The organism is Thalassovita mediterranea (assembly GCF_001458435.1).
Classification (GTDB): domain Bacteria; phylum Pseudomonadota; class Alphaproteobacteria; order Rhodobacterales; family Rhodobacteraceae; genus Thalassobius; species Thalassobius mediterraneus.
In genome coordinates this window covers 348,169-363,097 of record NZ_CYSF01000012.1, presented here as the reverse complement: position 1 = coordinate 363,097, position 14,929 = coordinate 348,169, and the positions used below count along the sequence as shown (strand labels likewise).

11 protein-coding genes, 3 tRNA genes and 1 rRNA gene are annotated in these 14,929 nt (G+C 57.8%); 5 read left to right on the top strand and 10 right to left on the bottom strand.

The genetic code is table 11. The annotated features are described in order from the left end of the window. Positions 1-451: 451 nt before the first annotated feature. The 7 genes from TM5383_RS12910 to clpB form a co-directional block, all read right to left on the bottom strand. Positions 452-527, bottom strand: a tRNA-Ala gene (locus TM5383_RS12910). Positions 528-548: 21 nt separating this feature from the next. Next, a tRNA-Ile gene (locus TM5383_RS12905) sits at positions 549-625 on the bottom strand. Positions 626-767: 142 nt separating this feature from the next. Beyond that, positions 768-2,231, bottom strand: a 16S ribosomal RNA gene (locus TM5383_RS12900). A 728-nt stretch (positions 2,232-2,959) separates the two neighbouring features. Next, positions 2,960-3,562 carry a protein-methionine-sulfoxide reductase heme-binding subunit MsrQ gene (gene msrQ / locus TM5383_RS12895; RefSeq protein ID WP_058319438.1) on the bottom strand — a complete coding sequence of 201 codons (603 nt, stop codon included), beginning with the start codon at positions 3,560-3,562 and terminating at the stop codon, positions 2,960-2,962. Between the two features lie 13 nt (positions 3,563-3,575). Further along, positions 3,576-4,484 carry a protein-methionine-sulfoxide reductase catalytic subunit MsrP gene (gene msrP / locus TM5383_RS12890; protein ID WP_058319437.1) on the bottom strand — a complete coding sequence of 303 codons (909 nt, stop codon included), beginning with the start codon at positions 4,482-4,484 and terminating at the stop codon, positions 3,576-3,578. A 132-nt stretch (positions 4,485-4,616) separates the two neighbouring features. After that, positions 4,617-6,053, bottom strand: coding sequence for a dGTP triphosphohydrolase (gene dgt / locus TM5383_RS12885; RefSeq protein WP_231725154.1), 1,437 nt, complete (start codon positions 6,051-6,053; stop codon positions 4,617-4,619). Between the two features lie 76 nt (positions 6,054-6,129). Then, positions 6,130-8,748 carry an ATP-dependent chaperone ClpB gene (gene clpB, locus TM5383_RS12880; RefSeq protein ID WP_058319436.1) on the bottom strand — a complete coding sequence of 873 codons (2,619 nt, stop codon included), beginning with the start codon at positions 8,746-8,748 and terminating at the stop codon, positions 6,130-6,132. A gap of 244 nt (positions 8,749-8,992) precedes the next feature. On the opposite strand from clpB, the gene TM5383_RS12875 reads away from it, so the two are divergent. Together TM5383_RS12875 and pyrF are read left to right on the top strand one after the other, a co-directional pair. Further along, positions 8,993-9,247, top strand: coding sequence for a hypothetical protein (locus TM5383_RS12875; protein WP_143570237.1), 255 nt, complete (start codon positions 8,993-8,995; stop codon positions 9,245-9,247). Positions 9,248-9,339: 92 nt separating this feature from the next. Beyond that, entirely contained in the window at positions 9,340-10,035 is a 696-nt protein-coding gene (gene pyrF, locus TM5383_RS12870; protein WP_058319434.1) for an orotidine-5'-phosphate decarboxylase, read from the top strand. Here pyrF and TM5383_RS12865 read toward each other — a convergent pair. Further along, entirely contained in the window at positions 10,032-10,511 is a 480-nt protein-coding gene (locus TM5383_RS12865; RefSeq protein WP_082645477.1) for an NUDIX domain-containing protein, read from the bottom strand. The two genes, pyrF and TM5383_RS12865, sit on opposite strands and share 4 nt — an antisense overlap. Here TM5383_RS12865 and TM5383_RS12860 point away from each other — a divergent pair. After that, entirely contained in the window at positions 10,510-11,763 is a 1,254-nt protein-coding gene (locus tag TM5383_RS12860) for a DNA polymerase IV (protein WP_058319432.1), read from the top strand. The two genes, TM5383_RS12865 and TM5383_RS12860, sit on opposite strands and share 2 nt — an antisense overlap. A gap of 7 nt (positions 11,764-11,770) precedes the next feature. On the opposite strand, the gene TM5383_RS12855 is transcribed toward TM5383_RS12860, so the two are convergent. Then, complete coding sequence (locus tag TM5383_RS12855) at positions 11,771-12,631, bottom strand: N-formylglutamate amidohydrolase (protein ID WP_058319431.1); 861 nt, start codon at positions 12,629-12,631, stop codon at positions 11,771-11,773. Between the two features lie 152 nt (positions 12,632-12,783). Here TM5383_RS12855 and TM5383_RS12850 point away from each other — a divergent pair. Then, positions 12,784-12,858, top strand: a tRNA-Val gene (locus tag TM5383_RS12850). 67 nt (positions 12,859-12,925) lie between these two features. Continuing rightward, positions 12,926-13,051, top strand: coding sequence for a type B 50S ribosomal protein L36 (ykgO, locus tag TM5383_RS12845; RefSeq protein WP_058319430.1), 126 nt, complete (start codon positions 12,926-12,928; stop codon positions 13,049-13,051). Positions 13,052-13,155: 104 nt separating this feature from the next. On the opposite strand, the gene TM5383_RS12840 is transcribed toward ykgO, so the two are convergent. Then, the gene (locus TM5383_RS12840; RefSeq protein WP_058319429.1) at positions 13,156-14,796 is read right to left on the bottom strand and encodes a peptidoglycan-binding domain-containing protein; all 1,641 of its coding nucleotides are present in this window, start codon (positions 14,794-14,796) and stop codon (positions 13,156-13,158) included. Positions 14,797-14,929: the final 133 nt, after the last annotated feature.

The window sequence follows — 14,929 nt, the reverse complement described above, 5'->3', positions numbered from 1 at the left end:
ATCCGGGCTGGTTCGACCGGATGCTCACTTTCTGATCAAAAGCATACTATTTCCCGCTCCTTACCCGAAAGACTGCGCTGCCGATGTCGGTCGGCCCCACGCAGAAGGTAAGGAACATGCAAGATCTCTCGATCTTGCGGGTTAGTGTACTTGACTTGGACAACTCTGTTCGTTTCAGCAGGGATACGTTGCATAGAGATCGAGGAAACAATCTCTATCACGCCTTCCTCATTTTAGTGTGCTACCGCCTTGCGGCTACTTGAGCACTGAGGAACCAACTGAGATCATCCGCTTACTTACGGTGATCAAACAGGTTGTTGATATTTTCTCTCTAAACGATGTCATGAACAGCATCTTTGATGCTGCAACGTGTCCGATTGGACGGTTAAGAACCACGCTGCGGTGCTTAACGATCTAATCGAACGCTCTGATCTAAGGTAGTGAAGACAAATGGTGGAGCCTAGCGGGATCGAACCGCTGACCTCCTGAATGCAAATCAGGCGCTCTCCCAGCTGAGCTAAGGCCCCATCAAACCCCGACAGGGAATTTGGTGGGTCGAGGAGGACTTGAACCTCCGACCTCACGCTTATCAGGCGTGCGCTCTAACCACCTGAGCTACCGACCCAGTCCAGACCGGTAGGTCTGATGTCTTCCTGAAGAGATATGAGGACGGCCTGGTCCTGATATAGTGATCAACGTGACTTGTTGATCTTTTGCTAAGTGTATCACGAGGAAGAGCAAGCTCTTCTTGCTAGATACATCCTTAGAAAGGAGGTGATCCAGCCCCAGGTTCCCCTAGGGCTACCTTGTTACGACTTCACCCCAGTCGCTGAGCTCACCGTGGTCCGCTGCCTCCTCGAAAGGTTGGCGCACGGCCTTCGGGTAAACCCAACTCCCATGGTGTGACGGGCGGTGTGTACAAGGCCCGGGAACGTATTCACCGCGTCATGCTGTTACGCGATTACTAGCGATTCCGACTTCATGCCGTCGAGTTGCAGACGACAATCCGAACTGAGACAGTTTTTTGGGATTAACCCATTGTCACTGCCATTGTAGCACGTGTGTAGCCCAACCCGTAAGGGCCATGAGGACTTGACGTCATCCACACCTTCCTCCCGCTTATCACGGGCAGTTTCCTTAGAGTTCCCGGCCGAACCGCTGGTAACTAAGGATGTGGGTTGCGCTCGTTGCCGGACTTAACCGAACATCTCACGACACGAGCTGACGACAGCCATGCAGCACCTGTCACTGCGTCCCCGAAGGGAACCATCCATCTCTGGATGTAGCACAGGATGTCAAGGGTTGGTAAGGTTCTGCGCGTTGCTTCGAATTAAACCACATGCTCCACCGCTTGTGCGGGCCCCCGTCAATTCCTTTGAGTTTTAATCTTGCGACCGTACTCCCCAGGCGGAATGCTTAATCCGTTAGGTGTGTCACCGAATAGCATGCTACCCGACGACTGGCATTCATCGTTTACGGTGTGGACTACCAGGGTATCTAATCCTGTTTGCTCCCCACACTTTCGCACCTCAGCGTCAGTATCGAGCCAGTGAGCCGCCTTCGCCACTGGTGTTCCTCCGAATATCTACGAATTTCACCTCTACACTCGGAATTCCACTCACCTCTCTCGAACTCAAGACTAGCAGTATTAAAGGCAGTTCCGGGGTTGAGCCCCGGGATTTCACCTCTAACTGACTAATCCGCCTACGCGCGCTTTACGCCCAGTAATTCCGAACAACGCTAACCCCCTCCGTATTACCGCGGCTGCTGGCACGGAGTTAGCCGGGGTTTCTTTACCAGATACTGTCATTATCATCTCTGGCGAAAGAGCTTTACGACCCTAAGGCCTTCATCACTCACGCGGCATGGCTGGATCAGGCTTGCGCCCATTGTCCAAGATTCCCCACTGCTGCCTCCCGTAGGAGTCTGGGCCGTGTCTCAGTCCCAGTGTTGCTGATCATCCTCTAAAACCAGCTATAGATCGTAGACTTGGTAGGCCATTACCCCACCAACTATCTAATCTAACGCGGGCTAATCCGTCACCGATAAATCTTTCCCCCGAAGGGCGTATAAGGTATTACTCTCCGTTTCCAGAGGCTATTCCTTAGTGTCGGGTATATTCCCACGCGTTACTAACCCGTCCGCCGCTCACCCCGAAGGGCGCGCTCGACTTGCATGTGTTAGGCCTGCCGCCAGCGTTCGTTCTGAGCCAGGATCAAACTCTCAAGTTGAAAGCAACTTACGCTGCTATCCTTGACGTTCGAACCTCTGCACATACTGTTTTTCCAATTGACTTGGAAATGATCCAACCGGCTGGTTGGATCGTTCTCTGTTTGTGACATCAGTACCAAAAGATACCGAAAGCCGACAAACAGTGAAGCTGACTATCCATCATCGAACCGAAGTTCTAGGTAGTTGATATATGTGCAGTCATTCATTCATCGAATGAACCAAACCGCCCACATATCTCTTCAGATACCATCAATGTCAAAGAGCGTGGCAACAACTTGCGTCATCACCAGAGACAAAAAACAACCGACTGCGCTAAATCTTTCTAGCGCCGCCCGCTCATCACTGCCTCATTTTCTTCACTTCCGAACCCTCCAGAGTGTACCTCCGTAGCGCCGTCCGCTGCCCCGTTGTGCGCCTCAGCGCCGCCGGTGAAGGGGGTTCTAAGGTTATTCCAAACCACCCGCAAGCGCTTTTTACAGAAAAAACCAAAAAACATGAAAGTTTTTTGTAAACACAATAAAAACAATTGGTTAAAGGATAAGAGAAGTTGAGAGGCCCTATTTACCGCCCTCTTCAACCACATTGAAGGCGACTCGGATCCAGTTCTCCACCGGTTATCCACAGAAGACCCCACAGAGTCGGGGGAGACCCGGTCTTTGGGAACGAAAAACCCCGCGAGTCAGGGGCGACTCGCGGGGTTTCAGAAGTGACTGTCAGCAGGACCGATTCAGGCAGCGACTCGGACCTTGCGCTTCTTGGGCGCGCGCAGGGCGAGGAGCGTGAGGATCACCGCCATATATATGAGCGGCTCTACCTGCCATCCTTTGACCAGCCAGACGTAATGCACGCCGCCAAGGATCACCGCTGGATAGGTCAGCTTGTGCAACTGACGCCAACGCGGTCCCAGTTTGCGCACCGACCGATTGTTCGAGGTGATCGCCAGCGGCAACAGCAAGGCAAAGGCAGCCATCCCGATGGTGATATAAGGACGTTTCAGAATGTCGGCCCAAACAGCACCCAATGCCTGCACATCCAGCACGGCCCAAACCAACAGGTGCGCCAAGACATAGAAGAAGGACAGAACCCCAATTGCGCGGCGGAACTTCAGCAGGTTGAGGCCAAGGTGACGGCGCGCAGGGGTGATCGCCAGACCCAGCACCAGCAGCTGCAGCGCCAGTTCACCATATTCATGTTCCAGCGCCTTCACCGGATCAACGCCCAGCGCACCGGTGATGCCCTGCCAGAACAGAAACGGCATCGGCGCAAAGCCAATGAGGTAAACCGCCCATGCGGGCAGTTTACGTGCATATGTATTGAGGGTGTCGATCATGCGCGTGCGGTCCTTAGAAGAACTTGGCCAGGTCCATGCCTTGATACAGACCAGCGACCTCTTTTTCGTAGCCGTTGAATTTCAGCGTATCGATCCGTTTGGTGAACAGACCGCCACCGATGCGACGTTCCGTGGCCTGTGACCAGCGGGGATGGTCCACCTCGGGGTTCACATTGCTGTAGAAACCATATTCGCGCGCATTCGCACGGTTCCAGCTGGTTGGCGGCTCTTTGTCGGTCAGGGTGATGCGGACCACCGACTTGATCGACTTGAACCCATATTTCCACGGCACCACCAAACGCAGCGGCGCGCCGTTCTGGTTGGGCAGGTCTTTGCCATAGATGCCCGTGGCCATGATGGTCAGCGGGTGCATCGCCTCATCCAGACGCAGACCTTCGACGTAGGGCCACTTCAATACGCGGGTTTTCTGGCCCGGCATTTCGTCAGGGCGATACAGCGTTTCAAAAGCCACGTATTTCGCGCGCGACTGCACGCCTGCCATGTTCAGCAGGTCGGCCAGCTCAAACCCGTTCCACGGCACCACCATCGACCATGCCTCAACACAGCGGAAACGGTAGAGCCGTTCCTCAATGGTCATCTTGGCCATGATGTCTTCGAACTGATAGTTGCCGGGGTTGTCGACCATGCCGTCGATCTTCACCGTCCACGGGCTGGTCGTCAGCGAACCGGCGTATTTCGCCGGATCATCCTTGCCGGTGCCGAATTCGTAGAAGTTGTTGTAGGTGGTGATCTCTTCGTAGGTGTTGGCCTTCAGCCCCTGCGCGCGTGCAGCTGTTGGCAGCCCCGCAACACCAGCCAGACCAACCCCCGCCATGCCCGCCAACAGGCTACGGCGTGACAGGTAGTTTGCCTCTGGGGTGACGTCATTTTCCGTCAGGGTGTTTTTCCAGCGTCCGGCCATAGGAGATGTGTCCTTTATTGTTCCTTACGCGGGAAGGTAGACACAAAGGACACATACGCCAAACAACATCGCCTCACATTGACGTGGTGAGGCTGAAACATTCGCGGGCTTTCAGGGGCTTTGGCGCGGCGATCAGCGCCCTGAGACCAGCTCTGCCACCTCAACCGCATAGCGGTCTGTCATGCCTGACACGAAATCGGCCATCGCATGCAGCGCCTCATAGTTGCTGTTGATACCGCGCAGGTCCAGACTAATCGCACGCACCAATTGGCGTTCGTAATCCGGCAGCGCACCCTCATCCCAATCGGCCTCTTTCAACGAAGTATAAACAGGCAGGATACCATCCAATACGGCGCAGATCACATTGCGGCCGCGCACCTCTAGCTTGGTTTTGCGCGGCGCGGTGAACAGCTGACTGCCTGCCAGCTCACGAATGGCGCGGAATTTGGCGCCCAGCTTGGAATCATCAATCAGCTCACCCGAATAGGTGCCAGTCATGATGGCGTCGTAGTTTTCTTTGAATGCCTCAACACAGGCGCCGATGGAGGCACCAATGGCCCGCGCACGCAGATGGCTGATCTGCTCATAATCCGTGTGCTCTGTGTAAACTTCTTTTGGGGCATTATCCGTATTGCGCTTATCTTCAATCAGGTCCAGCAACAGCCCGCGCACCTCAGCAAAAGTCAGATCACCCGCGCTAAAGCCGTCCTCAAGGTCAACGATGTTATAGCAGATGTCATCCGCCGCCTCGACGAGGAAGACCAGCGGGTGACGGCGCCACCATGTCTGCGCTTTTGGTCCCTGCTCCTCCAACAGGCCCAGCGCCTTGGCGGTTTTGGCGAAAATCTCTCGCTCGCTCTCAAAGAAGCCGAACTTCTTCGCACCTGCATAGAGTTTCTTTTTGACGTCTTTCTTAGGGGTGCCCTTCTCAACCTCCTCTGCCTTCAATGCGGCAGAGGTCGCAGCAGACATCGGGTATTTAGTGAAGGCACCAATGACAGCATGGGACAGGTCCATGCCGCGGTCGCCGCGGTACATCTCCAGGCGGGTGAGGATACGGTAGCCTTGGGCGTTGCCCTCAAACTTGGTGAACTCTTCCCACAGGCTTTCATCAACACCCTTAAAGATGCCTTCGGATTTAGCGAACTGACGCTCAAACCACGCGCCAATCGTCGCCTCGCCAGAATGGCCAAAGGGCGGGTTGCCAATATCATGGGCCAGTGCGGCGGCATGGATGATGCCCGCCACCTTATGCGCCTCGCCCGCGGCGATCTCTTTCTGCTGTTCCAGCCAGTGGCCGACCTGCATACCCAGATTGCGGCCCACGCTGGCGACCTCTGAGGAATGGATCATCCGGTGACGCAGGTGGTCGTTGGCATAGAGCGGATGCACCTGTGTCTTGTTCGCCAAACGGCGGAACGGAGCGGAAAAGGTGATGCGGTCAGCATCCTGCGTGTAGTTCGGACGGCCCGGATCCTCTGCCTGCCCGGGTTTGCCCGGACGTTCGGTGTTCAGCAGCGCCTGCCAGTTCATCCGCTCCATCGTGTCCTGCGCCATCTTCTGCCCCATGCCTGTTCCTCCAGGTCTGTATTCACGAAAAAGGCCCGCCAAATTGGCGGACCCTTTGACTTATATATATGTCAGCTCAATGCACCACTGCATCATCGGGGCGTGGGCGGTTTGTAGCGCCGACACGATCACCGATGATCAAACCTTCGGCGCCTGCGCTGACGGCGATCTGATCGCCATCCTTCACCTCGCCCCCTAGCAGCATTTCAGCCAGCGGGTTTTGCAGCGCCCGTTGGATCACCCGTTTCAGCGGGCGGGCGCCAAAGACTGGATCATAGCCCGCATCCGCCAGCCACGTCTGCGCTGCGTCATCCAGATCCAGCGTGATCTTGCGACCTGCCAAACGTTTCGCCAGACGGCGCAGCTGGATATCGACGATACCGTCCATATCGGCACGCGCCAGACGGTCGAAGATGATCGTTTCATCCAGACGGTTCAGGAACTCTGGCCGGAAGTGGGCACGCACCGCATCCATCACATCGCGCTTGGCCTGCGAGGCGTCCGCGCCTTCGGGCAGTTGGCTCAGCGCCTGCGCCCCAAGGTTCGAGGTCAGGATAATCAGCGTCTGCTTGAAATCCACCGTACGGCCCTGACCATCAGTCAGCACGCCATCGTCCAGCACCTGCAACAAGACGTTAAAGACATCAGGGTGCGCTTTTTCCACCTCATCAAACAGGACCACCTGATAGGGGCGACGGCGCACAGCTTCTGTCAACACACCACCCTCATCATAGCCGACATAACCCGGAGGGGCGCCGATCAGACGGGCAACGCTGTGTTTTTCCATAAACTCCGACATATCAAGGCGCACCATGGCGCTGTCGTCGTCAAACAAGAACTCTGCCACCGCTTTGGTCAGCTCGGTCTTGCCCACACCCGTCGGGCCGAGGAAGAGGAAGCTACCCAGTGGGCGGTTTTCGTCGTTCAGCCCCGCGCGCGCACGGCGCACGGCGTTTGATACAGCGGTCACCGCAGCGTTCTGGCCGATCACACGGGCGTGCAGATCCTCCTCCATCCGGAGGAGTTTTTCACGCTCACCCTCCAGCATCTTGGCGGTGGGAATGCCGGTCCAGCGCTCAACCACGGTGGCGATCTGTTCAGGACGCACGGTTTCCTCGATCACGGCGCCAACCTGTTCCTGCGTTTCCGCATCGGTCAGCTTCTTTTCCAGATCGGGGATGATGCCATAAGACAGCTCGCCCGCGCGGGCCAGATTACCTTCACGTTTCGCGATATCCAGCTGGGCACGGGCCTGATCCAGCAGCTCCTTCACCTCACGCGCCGATTCCAGTTTGTCACGGCCCGCCTGCCATGTGGCGGTCAGGGTGGCGCTGCGTTCCTGCAGTTCAGCCAGCTCTTTCTCGCGGGTTTCCAGACGATCCTTGGAGGCAGCGTCGTCTTCCAGCTTCAGCGCCTCAACCTCGATCTGCATTTGCAGGATCTGGCGATCCAGCTGATCCAACTCTTCAGGCTTACTATCCACCTCCATCCGCAAGCGGCTAGAGGCTTCGTCGACCAGATCAATCGCTTTGTCGGGCAGGAAGCGGTCGGTGATATAGCGGTGCGACAGGGTTGCCGCCGCAACAAGGGCCGAGTCGGAGATGCGCACGCCATGGTGCACCTCATACTTTTCCTTGATGCCGCGCAGGATCGAAATGGTGTCCTCGACTGTCGGCTCCGCGACAATCACCGGCTGGAAACGACGGGCAAGGGCTGCGTCCTTTTCCACGTATTTGCGGTATTCATCCAGCGTCGTCGCGCCAACGCAGTGCAGCTCACCACGGGCCAGCGCGGGCTTGATCAGGTTCGCCGCGTCCATCGCGCCATCGGATTTGCCCGCCCCCACAAGGGTGTGCATTTCGTCGATGAACAGGATGATTTCGCCCGCGGCCTCTGTCACCTCTGTCAGGACGGATTTCAGGCGTTCCTCAAACTCGCCACGGTATTTCGCACCAGCAATCAGCGCGCCCATGTCCAGCGCCATCAGTTTCTTGTCACGCAGGGATTCGGGCACATCACCGTTGATGATGCGCAGCGCCAGACCTTCGGCGATGGCGGTTTTACCAACGCCCGGCTCACCGATCAGCACAGGGTTATTCTTCGTCCGGCGCGACAGCACCTGCATCGAGCGGCGGATTTCTTCATCGCGACCAATGATCGGGTCAATCTTGCCCTGCTCTGCCGCCTCTGTTAGGTCGCGGGCGTATTTCTTCAACGCGTCATAGCCATCTTCGGCCGAGGCGCTATCGGCGGTGCGGCCCTTGCGGATGTCGTTGATCGCGGCGTTCAGGGTCTGCGGCGTGACCGCGCCCGCATCCAGTGCATCCTTGGCTTTGGATTTCACCAATGCCAGCGCCATCAGCACACGTTCGACGGGGACGAAACTATCGCCCGCCTTTTTCGCCAGCGCCTCTGCCTCTGACAGGACCTTGGCGGTGGCGTTGTCCATGTAGATGGATCCCGCATCGCCCGAGATAGACGGTTGTTTCGCAACAGCTGCATCCACCGCCTGAATCACACGTTCAGGCGCGCCACCGGCGCGGCGGATCAGGTTGGCGGCCAGCCCCTGATCATCGTCCATCAATGCTTTCAGAAGGTGTTCGGGAACCAGACGCTGGTGGTTTTCCCGCATCGCAATGGTCTGTGCCGCCTGGATAAATCCACGCGCACGCTCCGTGAACTTGCTCAAGTCCATCGTTCTCTCCTTTTATCAAGCGCCCGGTCAGATGATGCGCCCGCTTTGCGGCACGCCCCGGTTTCGGGCCTCATACCCAAGGTGGTGTTTGGGCCGCGCTGGTTCAAGAGGTTTCGCCCCCAGACATACTAATGAGAGGGTTAAAAATCCGCCCCCCGCGCCGTTCTGAAAGGTAACGCGATCTTTAGCTTTGAAGGGTTCCCTTCTCGGCAAGGCAAAGACCACCAAACGGGAGAGCAAACAGATGCACATCAAACAGATCGAAGTGTCCGACCTGAAAACCAATGCTGATCAGGCGCGTGGTCTGATTTCGTTTGAATGTGAGGAAGGCACCGTTGAAATGCATTGTTCGGTTCCGAAACAAGGCGCCAAAAACCCGCGTCTTGCGCTGATTTCCGAGGCGCTGCGACAACTGGCCTGCGCGCCTGAATTTCGCACCGGTCGGCGCCACTTCTCTTTCTCGACCAGCATTGCGGACGCAGATCCTGCGCTGGCCTAACCGATAGGCTTGTGGCGCTGACCTATCAGCCTTGACCAATTCCGGCATTCCCTGCAAAAGAAGCCCGTTTATCCAGCCGCAGGAGTGCCCCCATGTCTGACGATCGCCTTATTGTCGCCCTTGATGTTCCCAACGCATTGGCAGGTCTGAACCTGGCCGAACAGCTGGGCGATGCCGTATCGTTTTATAAAATCGGTCTGGGCATGCTGACCGGCGGCGGTTTGGCGCTGGCCAATGAGCTGAAAGAAGAACACGGCAAGCGTATCTTCCTCGACATGAAACTGTTCGATATCGGCGCCACGGTGGAAAACGCGGTGCGCGGTCTGGCGCAGTATGATCTGGATTTCCTCACCGTGCATGGCGACCCGTACGTGGTGAAAGCCGCGAAAGAAGGCGCGTCGGGCAAGGATATGAAGATCCTCGCCGTCACCATCCTGACCTCGCTCGACCGTGCTGATCTGGACGGCGCGCTGATCAAACCGGGTGAAATTCGCGATCTGGTGCAGGAACGCGCCGGCAACGCCTTTGCCGCTGGCGCTGATGGCATCATCGCCTCGCCGCAAGAGGCCGCCTTGATCCGCGCCCTGCCCGAAGCACAGGGCAAACTGATCGTCACCCCCGGTGTCCGCCCTGCCGGTGCCGCGCTGGGGGATCAGAAACGGGTCGCCACACCTGCACAGGCAATCAAGGACGGTGTGGATCACATGGTTGTTGGTCGCCCCATCTGGCAAGCCGACGATCCACGCGCAGCGGCCGAGGCCATTCTGGCCGAGATTCGCGGCGCTTAACCACCCTGCTGGTTCTGGTCGTTTAAATAAATCCTCAGGCGGTCGCGGAAAGGTGGGATCGCCCGAGGATGGCGCAGAAAGTGATCAACAGGCCAGCGTTCCAGCGCCTGCCCCTCATCGCCCAACGACAGCTCGGCAGCACGCGTTTCCTGCAGATGGGCCGCGAGGAACCAGGTCGGCAACTCTCCTTCACGCACAAAGCAGCGCGCCCAAGTAAAATCAGACCGACACAGTGTGATCGCCGTTTCCTCTGCCACCTCACGTATCGCACAGGTGGCGGGGCTTTCGCCCGGTTCCATCAACCCGCCAGGCAGATCCCAGTGGTTCGGCCAATTGATCGTGGGCTTGTCATCACGCAGCAATACGGTCAGCCTGTCCCCTACAAACAGAATGACATTTGCGCCCTTAAACGCGATATCCGTCTGATCCCATCCTGCCTGCATTGGCGCCTGACCGTTATCCAACAGCTGCATCATGCCGTCCCTTTGTAAAACTTGCCTGACCACATTTGATCAGGGGCCGCGCTGCCCCAGTTGCCGCAGTCCGCGCATTGTGTCCCATGACGAACTGTTCCAGTTGTCGATCGCGCATATGGACTGCGATGCCTTTTATGCATCTGTGGAGAAGCGCGACAATCCTGACCTTGCTGCCAAACCCGTTATCATCGGCGGCGGACGGCGTGGCGTTGTATCGACCGCCTGCTACATTGCCCGCATTCGCGGTGTCCGCTCCGCCATGCCGATGTTCAAGGCATTGAAACTATGCCCGGATGCCGTGGTGATAAAACCCCGAATGAACGTCTATGCGGAGGTGTCACGCCAAATCCGCGCAATGATGGAAGAACTGACACCCGCGATCCAACCACTGTCACTGGATGAGGCGTTTCTGGACCTATCGGGCACCGAAAAACTGCATGGCGCCCCACCTGCAGTGATGCTGGCGCGGCTGTTCAAACGCATGCACCAAGAGCTGGGCATTACCGGTTCCATTGGCCTGAGCCATAACAAGTTTCTGGCCAAAGTGGCCTCTGATCTGGAAAAGCCACGCGGGTTTTCGGTGATCGGTCAGGCGGAAACAGCCGCCTTCCTGAAGGACAAGCCCGTGCGGATGATCTGGGGGGTTGGCGCGGCCTCACAGGAATCGCTGGAACGGGCGGGCATACGCACCTTTACAGATCTGCTGCGCTGGGACCGTGACGACCTGTTTAAAAGGTTCGGCCAGATGGGTGACCGCCTGTATCATTTGGCCCGCGGACAAGATCACCGTTCGGTCAATGCCCGCGAGCCGATCAAGTCGATCTCCAACGAGACAACCTTTGGCGAAGACACAGGCGACCGCGACATTCTGGATGGCCATATCTGGCGTCTGTCAGAAAAGGTCGCGGACCGCGCCAAAGCCAAGGAATTGGCTGGGCGCGTTGTCACTCTGAAGCTGAAAACCGATGATTTCAAAACCATTTCGCGACGCCACACCCTGCATGATCCGACACAACTGGCCGATGTCCTGTACCGGGCGGCACGCGCATTGTTTGACGCCGTCGAACAGCGCGGCCCCTACCGGCTGATCGGCGTGGGTCTGTCCAATCTGGTAGACGAACGGCAGGCAGGACTGGCTGGGGACCTTTTGGACCCACAAGCTGTCACCCGCAGCAAGGCCGAACGAGCCACTGACGCAATCCGTGAGCGGTTCGGCAAAGACGCAATCAAAAAGGGGCGCGCACTGCGCTAGGGCGCGATCACTCTGCCGCCAGACGCTGCGGCTGCGCGCCAATTTCGGCCACTTCGGCGGTAACCTGCTGCATCAGGGTGCGGAACGCATCAAAGTTGTTGTTAGGACGGATGAGCTGTTCATTCATGTAGAGCGATCGGTCGATTTCAATCTGCACCGCATGCTGTCGCCGCGACGGGCGCCCATAGTGCGACGTGATATACGCACCGGCGAACGGTGCGTTGCGCGCCACCTTTAGGCCCGCACGCAAAAACGCGGTCTCGATCCTGTCGACGATATCGCTATCCGCGGCTGCACCAAACCGATCCCCAAGCACCACCTCTGGGCGCGGCTTGCCTGATCTCGCCACACCATCAACAGCTTCGTGCGGCATCGAATGGCAATCAATCAGAATTGCTTCTCCGAACAGGCGGCGCGATTCGTCCAAAAGCCGCTGAAGCGCGGCGTGATAGGGCCGATAATAGCCAGAGATTCGCGCCTGCGCCTCTTCGAGCGGGATTTTCCCGCTGTAAATGATCCGGCCATTGGCCACTACGCGTGGAATCACCCCTAAGCCCGACGCAATGCGCGGGTTGTGCCCGCCCCCCTTTACATCCTCAATCAGCGCAGGATCCAATTCATCGGCGCTGCGATTGAGGTCCACAAAGGCACGCGGTGCCCCCGCCTTGAGAAACGGGGCGCCAACCTGCGTGGCACCATCAAAAAGCCTGTCTACAAAGGCATCTTCGGAGGTGCGGATACTATGTTGGTCCAGCATTGTCCGTTTCAGAAACCGTGCCGGATAGTCCCGACCCGAATGGGGCGAGGCAAAAACAACACTTGTCGTGCGTTTTGTGGGATACACAATCTCATAAGCGGAACGGGGCAATGGCGTCTCCTTTATTGAGAAATATCATAGCCGGAAAAATCTTCTGCTCGAAAGCCCTTGAAACCCCCACCGACTCCTTTTATAGAACCGCAACCGGCGCGGATCTACGCGCCCCTTTTCTTGAGAAGGGGCTGGTTCGTGCAGGGAAATATGGGCGGTTAGCTCAGCGGTAGAGCACTTCGTTGACATCGAAGGGGTCACAAGTTCGATCCTTGTACCGCCCACCATTTCTTTCGCCACTTATGGCGACCCGTAACCCAGGCGCAAGACGCGCCGCGAAGAAGGAGAAGACCCATGAAGGTCAAGAACTCGCTCCGCTCGCTGAAGCAGCGTCACCGCGACTGCCGTATCGTGCGCCGTAAAGGCCGCGTCTACGTCATCAACAAGACGCAGCCCCGTTTCAAAGCTCGTCAGGGCTAAGATACGGCTCGGTAGAGCTTGAAAAAGACCGTTTCGAGAAATCGAAACGGTCTTTTCTTTTGTGCGGTGGCGTTATTGCGGTGGCCCAAGCGCATCCAGCCCGCTTAGCGCAGGCTGGCACTGGTCAGGCGGGACATGGTTTGCTGGCTGACATAGCCAGTTTCCGGCAGCTCTGCCCGCCGCTGGAAATCCTTGATCGCGCGGCGCGTCGCATCGGTGAAGCGCCCATCCGCCGGCCCCGGATTCAAATTCAGCCGCTCCAACGCTTTTTCAATCAGCAGGCGGGCAATTGGATTGTTGGAAATCGCCCCCTCTTCACGCCGATCCTGTTCAATTTGTGCAGCTGTCGCGCCGGTATTCTCCAACGCCTCAATGCGCCGTCGCGCCTCTCCGGCGTAACGGCTATTGGGGTAAAGTTCGATGAAATCGCGGTAACCTTCGACGGTATCTTCGTCCTGTGTCAGCTGCCAATCGTAGGCCGCGCGCGCATCTTCGGCATCGGCAAGGGCCTGCAACTCATCGCGGGCCGTTTGGGCGAACACACCGTTAGGATAGCGTTCCAGATAGCGCCTCAGGTCCTCCGCTTCGCCCGTAACACCCGTCTGTTGCCAGTAGTCGCGATCCTGTTCCTCTAGCACCGCACGACGGGCTGCAGCATCGGCACCCAAGCGCCGCAGCAAGGTGCGGCTCAGATATCCTGTTGTCGCCAGTCCCTGATCCTGCTGATAACTACGAATGGCCCCGCGGGTGCCGCGCCCGAACACGCCATCAATCCCTCGGGTATTATACCCCAAAACAGTCAGATCCTTTTGCACCGCGCGGCGATCAGCACGCGACAGCTCCAACGCAGCCTCGGCAGCCTTGGCGGGGTCCACTGGTTCGACCACCGGACCGGTCCCTGAACCAGTCCCAGCGTCAGGCTGAAGGAAACGGCGCGCCTGTGCCACAAACAGACCAGAAGGGAACCTGCGCAAATAGGCGCGGTAGGCATCGTCGGTGTTGATGTCGCGCACCGCACTCCAATAAGCCGCATCGCCGCTGGCCTGCACCTCGTCATTCGGCTGATCACCTAGGCTGCTATGACGCGGCAAATAGCCGGCTAGCACCACCCCAGCAGGCGCACGGGCCGCCAAATCCGCCAGACTTGCCCCCGTCGGATCCAGGATCTGCTGCATCACATCGCGCACATCATCGCCAGCCCCCGTCAGCAAAGTCACCCCTTGCCCGGCAAGGTGCCCATCCAACCCAATTCGCAATCCGGCGCCCGGTGCGCGGCGGTTTGTCCAAACCGGCGCGACCACCATCAACGACTGCCCCGGATACTCTGACAGAATGCGGTCCAAAGTCGCCAATGCGATGCCTTGCTGCGCCACACTTAGGTCATTCAGGGTCTCACCACGTTTGCTGCGCCCCAGAAACCAGCTGTCACGCCCATCACTGACCACGCTACCTGATAGAACGATGACCGCCCTATCCACATCTGCACTGGCCAACGTCCGGCGGAACTCTTCGGCGGTGCGTCGCATCGCGCTGGCGTTGGCTGCGTCGGTCGACAACACCCGAAACCCAGCCGCGCGCAGTTGGCGGCTTACCTCACGCGGAGCGATAGCCCCCACTTCAGGCCCACCGCCATAAGGCCGGTTGGTCAAAACCAATGCGACATCAGCCGCAAGAGCACGCGACGACAGCCCGCCAAAGACCAAGGCCATCATGCAAAACAAAGAAACAAACCGCAGCAGGGACATGGCAGATCCTCCAATCTAACCAGTAGCCTACCCCGAGGAGACAGAAAAAAGAAATGTCTCTGCCGTCCGATCGGCCAAGACCCGCCCGACGTGTACCGGAACATCACTCAAAAAGAAGGCCGGGACATGCCCG